Raw genomic sequence first — 15,959 nt, 5'->3', positions numbered from 1 at the left:
TCGATACGAGCGCTGCGCCCGCCCGCAATCGAAGGCGGACGCCTCAAGTGAACAATCTGATTGGACCGAAACGCTCAAAGCTGGAGACAGTCATGCAAAACATCCCCCTACTTGAACCGGCACAGCCGGCTGTCCTGATGATCGACCAGCAGGCTGGTCTCGCTTTTGGTGTCGGGTCGACCGATCGCCAGGTCCTTCTGAGCAACATGGTCGCGCTGGCAAAGATAGCCACGGCGTTCAACCTACCGGTGATCGTTTCGACCTCCGCCTCGAAGGTCTATAGCGGCCCGCTGATGCCTGCCATTCAGAGCATCATTCCAGATGTTACATCCATCGAGCGTCGAAACATGAATGCCTGGGAGGACGACGCGGTGAAGGCGGCAGTCGCTCAGACTGGCCGAAAGACACTGCTGGTGTCAGGGCTTCTGACGGAGGCCTGTATATCCTTCCCCGTGCTTTCGGCGCTTGCCGAGGGCTATGCGGTTTCCGTTGTAGCCGACGCGTGCGGCGGCGTCACATCCGATAGCCATGCTCTTGCGCTGCGTCGAATGGAAGCCGAAGGCGCGACGATGACATCCTGGCTTCAGGTCCTTCTCGAGCTCCAGCGCGACTGGACACGGAAGGAAACCTATGCCGACGCCCGCGCCATCGTCGAGGCACATGCCGGTGGCTATGGCATCGGTCTCACCTATGCCCGCGACATGATCCACCCGCTTTAACGCTAGACGCTTCGAGGTCAATTTTATGACAACCGTAACCACGCAGAATGCCGGCAGCACCGCTGGCAAGGCGCCTACCGCAGAGTTCCTGGCATTGCTCGCTCTCTGCTCGGCCTATATCCAGGGACCGCTAACGAAAGCTCTCGATTTCCAGGCCGCTATTGCCGAGATGAACCATTTCGGGTTGGCGCCAGCGCCGTTCTACGCGGTAGCCGTTCCGATCTTTGAGCTCGCCATGTCGGCCCTTATCCTTTCGGGACGGCTGCGCTGGCTGGGTGCGCTCGCTTTGGCCGTATTCACCCTGATGGCGACATACCTTGCCTTGCGGTTCTGGGAGGTCCCGGCCGGCCCCGAACATTCAGCCGCCATGAATGGTTTCTTCGAGCATATCGGCCTTAGCGGCGCTTTCGTCTTCGTTGCTCTCAACGATCTGCGAAAGCAGGCTAATGCCCGCACAACGAAAGCATGAGGAATGCGGGGAAACCGCGATGAGAATTTGAAGCCATGATGAGCTCGGAAGCTACCTACAAATTCATCGCATTCCTGCTTGTTGCGACCGTCGTGCTGGAATTGGCGGGCCGCCGCCTCAGGTTGCCTCCGGCGACTTCATTGATCATCGGGGGCATCGTGCTTGCCCTCATTCCCGGCATCCCATCGATTTCGCTCGATCCAGATCTCGTTATGCTGGTTTTCCTCCCACCGCTTTTGATGAGCAGCGCTTATTTTACCGTCTGGAGCGATTTCAAGCGTTACATCGGTGGCATTACCTCCCTGGCGTTGGGTGCCGTTGCTTTTACCACACTCGCGGTAGGCATCGTATTTCACCTGCTGGTGCCACATTTCCCCTGGGCCGTTGGGTTTGCCCTTGGGGCAATCGTGTCACCTCCCGATGCTGTTGCCGCCAGCGCGATACTCGAACGGCTCCAGCTTCCAAGTCGCATCACCACGCTTTTAGAAGGCGAAAGTCTGGTAAACGATGCGAGTGGCCTGGTGCTTCTGCGATTTGCCGTTGCCGCGGCAATGACAGGGACCTTCAGCACCGTCGAAGCGCTGGGCTCATTGGCGTGGGTATCAACAGGTGGCATTGCCGCCGGATTGTTGATCGGCTTGGTCGGCCTGTTTGTCATACGCAGGCTCGGCAACAGTGATCTGGTCATCACCACAACGCTTCTGCTTGCAGTTATTTCCTACATAGCCGCAGAAGCGATAGGAAGTTCAGGCGTTCTTTCAACAGTTGCGACTGGACTGCTTCTCGGCTGGCATCAACACGGAGCCTTTTCAGCCGAGACCCGCGTACGCGCGCAGGCGTTTTGGGGGATATTGGTCTTCCTACTGGAATCCTTGCTGTTCGTGCTGATCGGGTTGTCTCTACGCGGCGTTCTTGAACGGATCGGGGGCCTCAGGCATGGGCTGGGGGAGTTGTGGCTGCCGCTCCTTGCGATAGTGCTTACCGTCATTCTTGCTCGTTTCGTCTGGATGACCGGCGCCGGCGCCGGCCAGCTGCTATTGTGCGGCAACCGGAAACGATTTGATCCAAGCTCCGCCTTCGCAACGACGGCGATCATGAGTTGGGCCGGGATGCGCGGTGTCGTGACGTTGACAGGAGCCCTTTCGCTGCCAGCAACGTTTCCGGGAAGGGACATCATTCTCGTTACCGCATTCGCCGTCATCATAGTCACCGTGCTTTTGCAGGGCAGCACGCTGGGAAGCCTCGCATCTCTCCTGAAGATCATCAATCCAGAAGAAACAAATTCCATGAAGGACAACGAAGCGGCTGCCTGGAGGCGGATGGCCGAAGCCCAATATCGAGCCATCCGATCGCTTGCCGTCGGAGAAGATGGCGCCGTCAAGCATCCTCGTCTTCTGGAGCAATACGATCATCGTGCCAAAGTCGCCGCATCCTACGAATCGGATCGGACCACGCATGACGGCATCAAGTCACAACACTTCAAGGCCGTGCTCGCTGCTGTAAAAGCCGGCCGCACGGAGATTTTAAAGATGCATCGCGCCGGCGAGATCCACGACACCGTCATGCGCCAACTCGAACATGACTTAGATCTGCAGGAGATGGCCGCTGAAAACCGAAGTTAGGGACCGTCGCGACGAGATTGCCGTCGATGGAGAAAACCTCCTTATAATTACGAAATACGCAATTCACTCGACACGATTGTTGCAATTGTTTGCCGCATTGTCTCGGCGCAATATTGCTCGCAACAGAGATTCAGCCAAGCCGAATACTTTTCCTGCCAACATCTTGAGGACGATACCGTGACATTTCCATCTGCTGGTTCAACAGGATTGAAACTCCTAGCCGCGGCCTTTGTTGCAATCTTGGGCTCATCCCCTGCTCAGGCCGCCGGCAAAAGCCTTGCGGTGGGATCGCAGTACGACACTACTCATGTCTACGTTCCGGTCGCCGATGTCGATGCTTTCGCAACGAGCTTCGTTGCCACCTTCGGCGGAACGTCCACTAAGCAGATCGTTGCCACGGTCACCCCGACCCCGAGCAGCACGACCTCACAGCTGATCCAGACACCTGCCGGCACGGTTTCGCTGTTCGGGTTCAAGACGCCGATCCCCTACCCATTTGGCAACGAACGGACCGGCTATCTCGTCACAGACATGGACCGTGCGATCCGCGATGCCCGCAACGCCGGCGCTTCCGTCATCGTCGAGGCTTTTCCGGACCCCATCGGCCGTGATGCCGTCATTCAATGGCCGGGCGGTGTCAACATGCAGCTCTACTGGCACACCAAAGCGCCGAATTACGCAAAATTCGATACCGTCCCCGAAAACAAGATCTACGTTTCGAAGGATTCTGTCAGCGCCTTCATCCGTGACTTCCTGACGTTCTCTAAGGGAAAGGTTGTTTCCGATGACAAAACTGCGCCCGGCATTGAGATCGGTCGCCCAGCCGACACTTACAGGCGCGTTCGCATCACCTCAGACTTCGGCAACATGTCGGTTCTCGTAACCGACGGACACCTCCCCTATCCCTATGGCTATGAGACGACAGGTTATGAAGTGAAGGACTTGGATGCGACCCTCGCCAAGGCTACGGCTTCAGGCGCAAAAGTGCTCGTCCAGCCCTACAAGTCCGACAAGCGTCAAGCGGCCATCGTTCAATTTCCGGGCGGATACATCGCAGAGATCCACGCACCGCTGGCCATGCAATGATCAACTTCGTGGAGGCTGCTAAGATGGTTGAGAAAAAGTCGATGTCGATCGGCCGAAACGCTTCTAGCGTCGCAATTGCAACGATCATTCTGCTGTCATCTGCGGCAGGCGCCTTGTCCGCAGACGCAGGTCCGAAGCAGGCAGCCAAGAGGCCCGCCATCAAGACCAACCGCTGGCAGGAGGATTGGTCGGTGCTGGCGGATCCAGCCCTTCGAACGGAGCCACTCGACAGTTTGAAGTATGTTCCTTTGATCCCTTCGGATCCGCAGAGCTACGTTTCCTTCGGCGCGACGGTTCGAGAGCGCTTCGAGAGCAATGGCGCACCCTCCTTCGGCATCGGCGGCGTGGAGCATGACTCCTATCTGTTGCAGCGGGCGCAGATCCATGCCGATTTTCACATCAACGAGAATTGGCAGTTCTTTACGCAGTTGGAAGACGATCGCGCATTCGGCAAGACGACGATTGGCGGGGCCGACCAGGACCGGGTCGATCTGCGCCTCGCCTTCCTCGCTTATACCGAAGATTTTGAAGCCGGCACTTTCAAGGCTCGTGTCGGACGGCAGGATTTTGCTTTCGATTTGCAGCGCTTCGTCTCATCGCGTGACGGGCCGAACGTACGTCAGTCGTTCGACGCGATCTGGGCGGACTGGGAGACCGGGCCGTGGCGCTTTATCGGCTTCGTCAGTCAGCCCGTTCAGTACGCGGATGAGAAGGCCTTCGATGATACCTCAAATGGCGACTTCCGCTTCAGTACCTTGCGTATCGAGCGGCAAGTGCTCGGAAAGAACGAGCTTTCCGCCTACTATTCGCTCTATCAGAAAGATAATGCGCATTATCACGATGGCGGCGGTTACGAGCAGAGGCACATATTCGACACCCGCTTTGCCGGCTCCAGCAATGGCCTGGACTGGGATCTTGAAGCAATGGGCCAGATAGGGACGATCGGCTCCAAGGATATTCGAGCGTGGGCGGCGGGTGCGCGAACCGGTTACACATTTGAAGACATCGGCTGGGCACCACGCATCGGCATACAGGCGGACATCGCTTCCGGCGACAGCCACGCTGGAGACAACACGGTCGGTACCTTCAATCCGCTTTTCCCGAATGGCAACTATTTCTCGCTTTCCGGCTACACGGGCTATGCGAACCTCATCCAGTTGAAGCCGTCCATCACCGTCAAGCCTACTGACCAGCTGACGCTAATGGGTGCGGTCGGAATGCTATGGCGGCAGACGACGCGGGATGCGATCTACGTCCAACCCAACATTGCGCTTGCTGGAACCGCCGGTCACGGAGGCCTCTGGACGGGCGCCTACTTTCAGGCCCGCGCCGATTACGCTTTCAACGCCAATCTGACCGGTGCCGTCGAAGCCGTTCACTACGATGTGGGTGACACCATTCGGCAGGCGGGTGGCCACAACAGCAACTATCTCGGCGCAGAGCTGAAATTCTCCTGGTAACGGGACGCAAAAGGATAAAACAGATGAAGAAGATTTCCCTCGCCACCGTCCTGAGCTTCGATGCCGGATATGTCGATACCGCGGGCTTTCTGGCGCTCCAGGGACTGTTCACAGCACATGTGACCGGCAACTTCGTGACGTTTGGAGCCGCCGTGGTCCTTGGGACGTCTGGTATCATCGCCAAGCTTTTGGCCCTTCCAGTCTTCTGCGCGGTCATCCTTGTCACCAGACTGGCAAGCTTCTGGCTGATGAAGCAGAAATATCCGGTCTTGAGTACCATGATGCGCGTCAAGCTCGCATTGCTGATCCTGGCGGCTGTTCTCGCTGTTTCCTATGGTCCCTTCCCCAAGGGAGATGGCTGGCCGGCGATCGTGACCGGTATGGTACTTGTGGCGGCGATGGCGATCCAGAATGCCGCACACAAGATCCATCTCGCCAAGGCGCCTCCGACGACGATGATGACTGGCAATACCACGCAGATCATGATCGATCTGGCGGATGTCATCCGTGGCGAGAGTCTGGAAGCCGCAACCACGGCCAAGAAGCGGATGCTTAAGATGTTGACCAGCGTGTGCGCGTTCGCCATCGGATGTGGTGTCGCGGCTGCGTCGTTCATCTGGCTCGGTATCTGGTGCCTCGCGATTCCGCCAATCCTTGGTCTACTCGCGCTGCTAGCCGAGATCGAGACACCCGAAGGCGACGCAAAATAGCCCCTGCCGCAAAGGCATTTGCCATAGCCATCTGTTCCCACATCGGACGCCGCAGTTTAAAATTTTTTGGTGAGTTCAAATGACATTCCCTCTGGAATTCGGCCTCGATACTTTTGGTGACGTCACGATCGGCGCGGATGGCGACCTTCTTCCGCAGCCCGAAGTCATCCGCAACGTCGTTGCGGAAGCCGTCATGGCGGACAGAAGCGGCATCGACTTCTTCGGGATTGGCGAACACCACCGACAGGACTTCGCGGTGTCCGCTCCCGAAGTGGTGCTTGCAGCCATCGCCGCCTGTACGGACCGTATCCGCCTTGGCTCGGCCGTCACGGTTTTGAGCTCGGATGACCCGATCCGTGTCTTCCAGCGATTTTCGACCTTGGATGCCCTTTCCAGAGGACGGGCCGAAGTCATTCTCGGCCGAGGTTCATTCATCGAATCCTTCCCGCTCTTCGGATATGACCTGTCGCATTACGAAGAACTATTCGAACAAAAGCTCGAGCTGTTCTCGAAACTGGCGACGCAGGACACCATCAACTTCGAGGGGAGCTGGCGCACGCCTTTGAAGGACCAGCATGTTTATCCGCCAATCGCGGACGGACGATTGAAGACCTGGATCGGGGTCGGCGGCAGCCCTGAGTCCGTCCTCCGGGCCGTGCGGTATGATATGCGACTGATGCTTGCGATCATCGGTGGCGACCCACAACGGTTTGCGCCTTACGTCGAGCTATACCGGAAGGCTTCGCAACAGGCCGGTCGAGCACCCCGGGAAATCGGTGTCCATTCGCCAGGCTATGTTGCCGAGAGCGACGAGCAGGCGCGCCGGGATCTCTTCCCGCATTTCAAGAAGATCCGCAACAGGCTTGGCAGAGAACGCGGTTGGCCGCCCGTGACCGAACAGGATTTCGGAAACGAAATCGAGCGTGGATCGCTTTACGCCGGATCTCCCGAGACAGTCGCCAGGAAGATTGCATCTCTCGTCCGTACGCTTGGAATCTCCCGGTTCCAGATGAAATATTCAGCCGGACCGATGGAGCATGCAAAGCTCATGAACAGCATCGAACTATTCGGCACGAAGGTGGTCCCCCTCGTGCGCAAGCTGCTTGCCTGATTTCCGAATTGGAGTTGCATGGATGTCAAAAGACAGCACCGCGATCGAGACCTCTGCGCTGACGATCGTCGATACGGACGGGCGCGCCCGCATCGTGTTGACCACTGACGGGGGCAGCCCTCCCTCCGCTTGATGCGGATCGACGGTAGCCAGGCGGCTTCGTTGAAGCTCGACGCGGTTGGTCGACCGGCCCTGGTGTTTGACAACCTCTCGCCCGCCCTACCGACGGTGTCGCTCGAGATCGATGATATGGGAGCACATGTCAAATTCGACCGCATGGGCGGTGCCACCTCATACGTCTTCCTCAATAACGCAGGAGGATCGGGCATCGTACTGTGTGACGCTGTCGGCGAGCGTCGTTTCAGTGCAACGGTTTCAGCTGATGGTGACACGACTGTCCATCCGGTCGCACCTCATGATGCACCCTGAACTAGGCCCTAGGAAACCTTCTTCAATGACAATCGACCGAGGCATCGTTGTCGCTGCTTGAGGACCAACCTTTCACGGCCCGCTACCGTTCGCCAGTCTCGGCCAGGCCACCGGATCGGCGGTCGGAGGTCTTCTCTTCGGCGTCGCCTTCGTGCCGAATGCGTCCTTCATGCTGGCGGCGGTGGTCGTTCTCCTTGGGCTCGCCGCGAGCATCGGCGTGCCGCGCCTTCTGAAGCAGCCCGAGCGGGACGAGCCGGATGAACGAGGCCCGCCCTCTCCATGTGCCGGATCGTCCGTGGCGATTGTTGGAGAAGGACACAGCCCGTGAGAGGCATGGCGCCAAGGAGGATGCCCTTTTCTTCGGTTGCCTACGCGTTTACACTTTCGGTCTATACGGCATCGCGAGCATCGCCCGATACGCTCAATAACGCACCGATCGCGATCGTCGATGAAGATCAATCCCCGATATCGTCCCGTGTTATCACCGCATTCTACCCGCCCTATTTCGCGGTTCCCGAATTGATTTCAGCGTCACAGATGGACAATCGCATGGACGCCGGCCTGGACACGTTTGCGGTGGACATACCGCCGAACTTCCAACGCGATCTCTTGGCGGGCAGATCTCCGTCGATCCAGCTCAATATTGATGCGACCCGAATGTCGCAGGCATTTACCGGCGGCGGTTACGTTCAGTCTATCGTTTCCGGCCAGGTCAACGAATTCGTTGACCATTCCAGATCTAGCAAGCCCCCTTCGATCGATTTGGCCCTAAGGGCGCGGTTCAATCCCGATCTCGATAAAGGGTGGTTCGGGGCGATCAACAACGTCATCTCGTCTGTCACCATGTTGTCGATCATCCTCGCCGGAGCTGCCCTGATCCGGGAACGTGAGCACGGGACGATCGAGCATCTTCTCGTCATGCCCGTCACGCCGACTGAAATCATGCTGAGCAAGATTTGGTCAATGGGAGCGGTCGTGGTTGCTGCTACCTTCTTCTCCATCGTGGTTGTCGTTCAGTTGCTGCTCAAAGTGCCGATCGAAGGATCGATCGCACTTTTCATGCTCGCGACCGTTCTGGACGTCATCGCAACGACCTGCCTGGGCATATTCCTGGCGACCATTGCCGGATCGATGCCGCAATTCGGAATGCTCCTCATGCTGGTTCTGTTGCCTCTTCAGATGCTATCCGGCGGAATGACGCCCCGTGAGAGCATGCCAGAGATTATTCAGACCATTATGTTGGCCGCGCCCAACACCCATTTTGTCATTCTGGCGCAAAGCGTGCTTTTTCGGGGTGCGGGAATTGGCGTCGTCTGGCCTCAACTGCTTGTGCTGGCATTGATCGCAGCTATCTTTTTTATAGCTTCACTTCATAGGTTCCGACAGTTCTTGAGATGAGATAGCCATCGTGTCGCGATGAAAGGCGTTTGTAAGCATTTTCGCGGGACGATCAAAGGATGCGAGGGAACTTGCGAGAGTGATCGCGTCGTGCTCTCTCTCGCTTGGTTTCGCGCCTACAGGCCCGATACCGGACGGTGGCTGTCGAAGGATCCGGTAGGGAAGGGGACCGATTCTGTCGCGAATCTTTACACTTTTGTACTGCTTGACCCGCTTTATAAAACTGATCCTCTTGGGCAATCCTATCAATTTGTGGATGCCAATCGCAGTGCGGGAGGTACTTATGGAATGAGCGCCATGTATTGCGTATCTGGCAGAAATATTTGTCGAGATTGTGCAGTAAAAAGACTGAGGCTCGAAGATGACGCAGGGGTGGAACAAGAGAAAACGCTTAAGCTGTTTTTGCGGCGCTGAAGTATAATCGAGGATTATATGATCGTGGTGGGAGTGTCCAACCAGAATCTCAACGAAAACTCGTTGATTGAAAAAATAAAACTGCTTGAGGTTCTGGATATATTCCATGCCGAGTCAAAAAACGGCGCGAGCCTAGTATGTATAGTTACACATGTAGATAGTAAGAAAATATACGCTAGGCGAATAACGACCCAAGAAAATTGTAATTTTGATAGAGAAACAGGATTGGCGGTTGCAGCTCCGGGCGAATCTGAGGCGATCATTAAATCTGTTAAGACGCTTCCGATTGAAATTTATCAGATAATGACCGGATTAGATAGAAGATACAGATTAGGTGGAAAAGGCCTAGAGGACGCCAAGCTTACCCACGACGAGAAGAAAGCGCTATTATTTATTGATGAATTTTACTCCACGACGACGTGAGCTACAATGATCAGTCACCTCCCACCGGTGACCAACGGCCTGTCAATTTCTCAATGACCATCCGACGTAGTCGTGGAATAGCGTATGAGCTTCCGCAAGCGCCGCCGTAGTTCCTTGGCCGGTGGGATCCGACGATCGAGCTGCCCTTTTTGGCGAAACCGGCGCCAAGCGCGGGGTAACACGATCATCGAAAAGGACTTCTGGGTCTGCTGGACCTTGAAGAGGCTTTTTGGCCTGCATGAGAAAGATGTAACATCCCTGGTTTCAGGGGTGGTACATCCCTTTCCAAGGTGCTCGGCGCCATCCGTCGCTTTTCCGAGGACATCGACCTTTCATTCGATCGAGCGGACTCTGTCATAAGGGCGACCGTGATCCAGAGAAGGAGGGCATCAGCAAGAAGCAGGCGAATAAACTCATTGAAGCCCTAGTGAGCGATGTCGAGCGGCATATTGCTGAAAAGCTTTCTCACTTCATCCAAGTCGAATGTCGTGCGCAAACCCTTGCAGCGGGTCAGAAGCGGTAGGTAGTCCTTGGAAAGACATACGCCGTGCTCATTTACCAGACGTTCGAGCGCTGCTGGGGTAGCTTTGCCGAAAGATTCGACCCTCTTAGATCGGAGGATTGCGTCCAATGCCGTCATAAGCTCACCTTGGGTAATTTTCTTACGGCTCGACCTCATAGACTTGCTCATGGGTCGCTACGAAGGCCTTGCCTTCGGGTGTGATCCAGCCGCGAAACATCCCCGGCGTGTTGTATGGCGCGACGGCGACTCCCTGAGCGTCTATGGCGACCAAGCCAGCGCCGATCTGATGCGGCGCCAGATCATGATTGATAAGCTCGTCGGTTGCAGTTGCGAGATCCTGCCTCAGATAGGCCATGCGGGAGGCGATCTCGTGCCCAACGACATAGCGGATGAAGAACTCCCCCTTGCCTGTTCCCGAAACTGCGCAGACCCCATCGCGCGCATAGGTGCCGGCCCCGATGATCGGGCTGTCGCCCACGCGACCGTCAGGCTTGTTGTTGTAGCCACCCGTCGAGGTGGCCGCGGCAAGATGGCCGGCAGCATCGAGGGCCACGGCGCCGACGGTGCCGTGCTTTTCGTTTTCCGTCCCTTCGGTGCCCGCAGCAGCATGGCGCTTCATCGCCTCCAGCGCCTCGACCCGCTTCTCCGTGGTAAAATAGGATTGTGGCTCGACCTGCAGCCCCTTGGCCTCGGCAAAACGATCGGCGGCGGGGCCAGTCATGTAGACGGCGCGACCATCCTCCATCAATGCTCGGGCTGCCCTGACGGGATTGCGGATCGCGCGCGAGGCACTGATGGCGCCAGCGTGCAGCGTCGCTCCATCCATGATCGACGCATCAAGCTCATGCACGCCGTTCTCGTTGAGGGCTGCACCATGCCCGGCGTTGAAATGTGGACTGTCTTCCATGACCATGACGGCGGCCTCGACAGCGTCGATCGCGCTATCACCCGCCTTTAGCCGCGCATAACCAGCCCGCAAAGCGGCGGCCAGATCACGGCGCGCACCCTCCCACTCGTCGGGCGTCATGCTGTCTTCCGGCATGACCCCGCAGCCACCGTGAATAGCCAGCGCAATGTTTGTCATTTCCTGCTCCCGATCCGGCATCGACCAAACCTGTTCACCGATCGCCGCCCCTATGAATGATGTATGACTGTAACGATCAGGCACTCCTGATTCAGCTGAAGGCGATATCGCCGATGACCCTCACTCTCACGCGGCGCGCACCACCAGGCAGATAAGCGATCGGGATATCTTCGACTTCGAGCGTCTTCAAACTTTCGCGGCTCGCGCCGGAAGCAACGGCGGCATCCTGCGCCTCGGCTTCCGCTTTCGCGATGGCTTCGTCGCGGCTCAACCCCGAAAACACCTGGTCGACCTCGCCCGACACCTGCGCCATCGCGGCGCCGAGCGCATTGGCGACACCGGCATTTTCGATGCGAAGAACCTGGGACGCTCCCGCGATCTTTTCCGGGATCAGGAAGGCGCCACCACCGACAGCAATCAGTGGCACATCCTCGGCTGACGTTTTCATCTGGTCGAAGCTATCCGTCACCTTGTCGCGGATGCGTTCGAGGCTTGCCTTCACGAAAGCCGGATTGAGACCGCGAACGCGATCCTTGTCTCCCATGTCGATCAGACCGGCCGCAACCGCGACATCCGAGGTGGTCAGTGTGTTGCCACCAAAGACGCGCGCCTCACTCAGAATGCGATAGCCAACCGAACGCGGACCGATCTTGCCCGTTTCCGGATCGATGATCGTTCCGCCGCCAAGGGCGATCGGCAGGAGATCAGGCATGCGGAACAGCGTGCGCACGCCACCGATATGGACGATGTTATTAGCCTCGCGCGGGAAGCCGCCGACGAGGCAGCCTATATCCGATGTCGTGCCGCCGACATCGACGACCATGGCGTCGCTCAAGCCAGTCAGGAAGGCCGCGCCCCGCATCGAGTTCGTCGGGCCAGAAGCAAAACTATGAACCGGATTGGCTGCGGCGACATCCGCCAGCGCCACCGTACCGTCGTTCTGTGTCAGATAGAACGGTGCGGTAACGCCTGCGTCGCGCAACGCATCCGAGAACGCCTGCACCGTGGTCCTGCCGAGCGACTGCAGCGCCGCATTGAGAAGCGCGACATTCTCGCGTTCGAGCAATCCGATCCGCCCGAGGGTATGCGATAGCGTGATCTTCGCGTCCGGGATTACCGAGCGGACGATCTCGGCAGCCCTGACCTCGCATTCGGTCGTCAGCGGCGAGAAGGTCGCCGATATGGCGATCGACGTGATGCCGGCATCGCGGATCTTCATGGCCGCTTCACGGATCTCGTCGGGGATCATCGGCACGAGCGGACTGCCGTCATATTCATGACCACCATGAACCATGAAGATGAGTGGATCGACAGCCGCGCGCAAATCATCAGGCCAGTCGCACATGGGCGGCAAAGAGGCACCGGTCGGCAGCGCAATGCGGATCGCTGCCACTCTTTCCAGCCGCGCCCGCTCGACGACGGCGTTGGTGAAATGCGTGGTGCCGATCATGACAGCATCGATCGGCCGCCCGGATGTGCCGGCATGGCCGGCCACATGGCTCAAGGCCGTCTTCACGCCGGACATGACGTCCTGTGTCGTGGGAACCTTGATGGAGGCGATGATCTTCTCACCGTCGATCAGAACGGCGTCCGTATTGGTGCCGCCAACGTCAATACCAATGCGCTTCATGCGAATACCGATCTGAAATCAATGTCATAGCCGAAAGCACGCGGGCCAACGGCGGAAATTCCCGCAGGCGAGGTCAAGAGCTCGGGCGCCGGCAGAGCGACAACGGTCACGCGCTGGCCGTAACGCACCGACTCCGTGCCGATCGCGCTGCCCGAAATCGTATCGAGCAGGCAAAGAAGATCCGGTGTCATCGCTACGGGCTCGCCGTCGCGGAAGGCGACAGCCCATTCGTTCTGGAAGGCGAGCTCCATCCTGGAGCCCTTGTCGGCATCGATGCCTTCGATCACGGTCCTGCCATGCAGGAAGCCGCCTGTGGTTTCTCGCGCCACATCGATTACCTTGCCGCGGAACAATTGCGTGCCGTCTTCATGATCGAGAACCGCCTTCACCGGGTCGTCGTGACGCGCACGCGCTTCGATGACGGTACGGCCGAGTTCAGTCGCTTTGGTGATCGTGTAGTGAATACCCCATTCCTTCACCTCGCGTCCGGTACGTGGGGCCTTGCAGGTCGCGGCGGTGGAACCAACTTCAGTGCAGACCTTGCGCGAAATCCGCTCCATCCACTTCCAGGATGCAGCCTTTGTGACGATAACCTCATTGTCGCGCACATCGACGAGGGAGAGCGGGTACATCGGCAGATTGCCGATCGCAAAGGAGGTCATCTGAGCCTCTGGATAGGCACGCCCCATGGCATCCGCGTTGACAACAGGCCTGCCCAGCATCGCGGCGGCAAGGAAGGAGGACAACGCATTTGAGCCGCCGATCTCGACGCTCATAATCGCGCGGAAAGGTTTTCCGAGATAGTCCTCCATGACCTCGACCGCTCGCGCCAGATGCACGGGGTCGCCGAGGCGCTCCTGCCCGACCAACGGTGCGCCCATTTTCGAGACAACGGCTACCATATCGTCATCATCGAGCACCATGGGATCCATCACCTGCACGCGACGGCCCTCGGCATAGAGCCTGCGAAGATTGAGGGTGGAGATATAGGGATTGCCACCGCCGCCGGTTCCCAGAATCCAGGCTCCCGTTGCGAGCGGCTCGATATCGTCTTCGGAAAAATCCTGAAGCATGTTTCACCTTCGGCAATAGAGGGGTTCAGCTTTTCACGGAAACTCTGAGCCGCTTTATCTTGTTGTTTTCTCGTTGTTTTCTCGCAATCCCGCACGAAAAACCGCTCCGCACTTTTCCTGGAATTGCTTTTGCTATCCCGACCCCGAAAAGGGTCGGGCTTAGATCTTATGCAGGCAAAGATCAGTTCGCCTTGCAGTCCCAATGGAAGTTCGAGAAGTTCAGATCCCAGCTCTGCATGGGAATGAACGCATAGCCCTGCAAGCACTTGTTCGCCGCATAGCGCCGGTTTGGCGATACCGCCCACACATCGGGTTGCAGCTCGGCGAGCTTGACTTGCAGCTCCTTATAGGTCGCGTTCTGCGACTTGATGTCGGTGGTCGCCCTTGCCTTGTCGATCAGCGCGTCGACCTCGGGATTCTGCAGCCATTCCATCGACATCCAGGTCCCGGAAGCCTTGGAGTGATATTGGTTATAGAAAATTGCGTCGGGCGATGGATAGTTGGGCGAAATGTTGACCTGCGTCGAGGCGGGCGTGGTTTCGGGCTTCGAGGAGAGCTCGACGATGCGGTTCCAGGGCTCGGGCTTGATGTCGAGCGTGATGCCGATCTGTTCGAGATTGGCCTGCATCAGCAGCGCCACTTCAGATTCGAAGGCGAGCGAGGCGACATAGCTGTTGACCAGCGTGATTTTCTGGCCGGCATATTTCGACTTGGCGAGCTCTTCCTTCGCCTTTTCGAGATCGAAGACGCCGGGCGGGATGTCGTCGTTGTGCGCATCCTTGAAGACGGTCGAAAGCGGGCCGGTCATGTCGAAGCCCGGATAGATTGCTTCCTGGATGGTCTTGTAGTCAGTGGCATAGGCAATTGCCCGGCGCACATGCACATCGTCCGTCGGGTAGACCTTGCTGTTCAGCTTGATGACGAAGCCGCCGGCCGTCGTCGACTGGAGCAACTTGTAGCCCGGCATCTTGCCGATGGTTTCATAAGTGTCGTTGCCAAGACCGTGCGAGGAAAGTCCGAGCTCGCCCTTTTCGGCAAGCGCCTTGACGGTGGCGTCGTCGCTCGTCTGGACGAAACGCACTTCGTCGATTGGTGTCCCCTTGGTCCAGCCCAGGAAATAATCGAGATTGCGCGCGATCACCATATCCGCGGAGCGATTATAGCTGACAAGCTTGTAGGGACCCGAACCGGCGGAGTGTTCGCCGACGTAGGCTTCACCCCATTTGTCGTCCGGCTTGGTATTGGCTTCGATCAGCTTCTCGTTCAGCGCCATCATTAGCGGCGTCACGGCCATGAATGGAGAGAACTGGCGATCGAGCTTGACGACGACGGTCTTGTCATCGGGCGCGGTGACGTTGTCGGGCTGCACGAGGCCGACGATAAGGTTCGAGGGACCCTTGTTGATGCCGATCAGGCGCCGGATCGACCAGACGAAATCGGAAGCCTTGACCGGTGTGCCGTCCTGGAACTTGGCGTCATCGCGAAGATGGAACGTGTATGTCAGCCCATCCTGCGAGATATCCCAGGATTTTGCCAGATGCGGCACGATCTCGCCCGAAGGGCTGACGGTCGTGAGCGCGTCATACATATTCACGATCGCCATATAGCCCGTGTAGTCCGTGACCTTGGCCGGATCGAGCGAGCTGAAAATCTGCATCGTGTTGACGGCAATTGACACCTTGTCGGCCGCCGATGCAGCAACCGAAGCCAACGGTAACGCCAAGGCGCTGGCGAGCAGAAGTGCCGAAAGACGCAGATTTCTGGAACCCATCTTCATTCTAGTTCTCCTCTTTGATGCGGGAACTGGC

At 57.8% G+C, this 15,959-nt stretch carries 17 protein-coding genes; 13 read left to right on the top strand and 4 right to left on the bottom strand.

Annotated features, from left to right (window positions below; genetic code table 11):
• The first annotated feature begins 92 nt into the window (after positions 1 to 92).
• From HGP12_RS17195 to HGP12_RS34810, 13 genes are all read left to right on the top strand, one after another.
• Positions 93 to 719, top strand: a complete 627-nt coding sequence (locus HGP12_RS17195; protein ID WP_168879402.1) for a hydrolase — start codon at positions 93 to 95, stop codon at positions 717 to 719.
• Positions 720 to 744: 25 nt separating this feature from the next.
• A complete protein-coding gene (locus tag HGP12_RS17190) occupies positions 745 to 1,188 on the top strand; it encodes a DoxX family protein (RefSeq protein WP_168879401.1) in 444 nt (147 codons plus the stop codon).
• Positions 1,189 to 1,223: 35 nt separating this feature from the next.
• A complete protein-coding gene (locus tag HGP12_RS17185) occupies positions 1,224 to 2,810 on the top strand; it encodes a Na+/H+ antiporter (RefSeq protein WP_246703442.1) in 1,587 nt (528 codons plus the stop codon).
• Between the two features lie 177 nt (positions 2,811 to 2,987).
• On the top strand, positions 2,988 to 3,896 hold the full coding sequence (locus tag HGP12_RS17180) for a glyoxalase (protein WP_409527220.1): 909 nt from the start codon (positions 2,988 to 2,990) through the stop codon (positions 3,894 to 3,896).
• Between the two features lie 23 nt (positions 3,897 to 3,919).
• Positions 3,920 to 5,356: an alginate export family protein gene (locus HGP12_RS17175; protein ID WP_246703441.1), complete on the top strand. Its 1,437-nt coding sequence runs from the start codon at positions 3,920 to 3,922 to the stop codon at positions 5,354 to 5,356.
• 23 nt (positions 5,357 to 5,379) lie between these two features.
• The gene (locus HGP12_RS17170; protein WP_168879400.1) at positions 5,380 to 6,066 is read left to right on the top strand and encodes a YoaK family protein; all 687 of its coding nucleotides are present in this window, start codon (positions 5,380 to 5,382) and stop codon (positions 6,064 to 6,066) included.
• A gap of 79 nt (positions 6,067 to 6,145) precedes the next feature.
• The gene (locus HGP12_RS17165) at positions 6,146 to 7,177 is read left to right on the top strand and encodes an LLM class flavin-dependent oxidoreductase (protein ID WP_168879399.1); all 1,032 of its coding nucleotides are present in this window, start codon (positions 6,146 to 6,148) and stop codon (positions 7,175 to 7,177) included.
• Positions 7,178 to 7,339: 162 nt separating this feature from the next.
• Positions 7,340 to 7,606 (top strand): hypothetical protein, encoded by a 267-nt coding sequence (locus HGP12_RS17160; RefSeq protein ID WP_168879398.1) that lies wholly within the window; start codon positions 7,340 to 7,342, stop codon positions 7,604 to 7,606.
• Positions 7,607 to 7,757: 151 nt separating this feature from the next.
• On the top strand, positions 7,758 to 7,934 hold the full coding sequence (locus HGP12_RS33795) for a hypothetical protein (RefSeq protein WP_205926522.1): 177 nt from the start codon (positions 7,758 to 7,760) through the stop codon (positions 7,932 to 7,934).
• A gap of 5 nt (positions 7,935 to 7,939) precedes the next feature.
• On the top strand, positions 7,940 to 9,004 hold the full coding sequence (locus tag HGP12_RS17150) for an ABC transporter permease (protein ID WP_168879487.1): 1,065 nt from the start codon (positions 7,940 to 7,942) through the stop codon (positions 9,002 to 9,004).
• A gap of 18 nt (positions 9,005 to 9,022) precedes the next feature.
• Positions 9,023 to 9,418 (top strand): RHS repeat-associated core domain-containing protein, encoded by a 396-nt coding sequence (locus HGP12_RS34815; RefSeq protein WP_409527219.1) that lies wholly within the window; start codon positions 9,023 to 9,025, stop codon positions 9,416 to 9,418.
• Between the two features lie 18 nt (positions 9,419 to 9,436).
• Positions 9,437 to 9,841 carry a hypothetical protein gene (locus HGP12_RS17140; RefSeq protein ID WP_168879396.1) on the top strand — a complete coding sequence of 135 codons (405 nt, stop codon included), beginning with the start codon at positions 9,437 to 9,439 and terminating at the stop codon, positions 9,839 to 9,841.
• Positions 9,842 to 10,131: 290 nt separating this feature from the next.
• The gene (locus HGP12_RS34810) at positions 10,132 to 10,269 is read left to right on the top strand and encodes a hypothetical protein (protein ID WP_409527218.1); all 138 of its coding nucleotides are present in this window, start codon (positions 10,132 to 10,134) and stop codon (positions 10,267 to 10,269) included.
• 234 nt (positions 10,270 to 10,503) lie between these two features.
• Here HGP12_RS34810 and HGP12_RS17125 read toward each other — a convergent pair whose 3' ends face one another.
• The 4 genes from HGP12_RS17125 to HGP12_RS17110 form a co-directional block, all read right to left on the bottom strand.
• Positions 10,504 to 11,448, bottom strand: a complete 945-nt coding sequence (locus tag HGP12_RS17125; protein WP_168879395.1) for an isoaspartyl peptidase/L-asparaginase family protein — start codon at positions 11,446 to 11,448, stop codon at positions 10,504 to 10,506.
• Positions 11,449 to 11,539: 91 nt separating this feature from the next.
• The gene (locus HGP12_RS17120) at positions 11,540 to 13,078 is read right to left on the bottom strand and encodes a hydantoinase/oxoprolinase N-terminal domain-containing protein (RefSeq protein ID WP_168879394.1); all 1,539 of its coding nucleotides are present in this window, start codon (positions 13,076 to 13,078) and stop codon (positions 11,540 to 11,542) included.
• Positions 13,075 to 14,151, bottom strand: a complete 1,077-nt coding sequence (locus tag HGP12_RS17115) for a DUF917 domain-containing protein (protein WP_168879393.1) — start codon at positions 14,149 to 14,151, stop codon at positions 13,075 to 13,077. Before HGP12_RS17115 ends, HGP12_RS17120 begins: the two co-directional genes overlap by 4 nt.
• A 181-nt stretch (positions 14,152 to 14,332) precedes the next feature.
• Positions 14,333 to 15,928 (bottom strand): ABC transporter substrate-binding protein, encoded by a 1,596-nt coding sequence (locus HGP12_RS17110; protein WP_168879392.1) that lies wholly within the window; start codon positions 15,926 to 15,928, stop codon positions 14,333 to 14,335.
• Positions 15,929 to 15,959: the final 31 nt, after the last annotated feature.

The sequence above is a fragment of the Rhizobium sp. P28RR-XV genome (assembly GCF_012641385.1).
Lineage (GTDB): Bacteria > Pseudomonadota > Alphaproteobacteria > Rhizobiales > Rhizobiaceae > Rhizobium.
The sequence above is the reverse complement of the archived record's forward strand: the minus strand, read 5'-3'. Positions and strand labels throughout refer to the sequence as shown.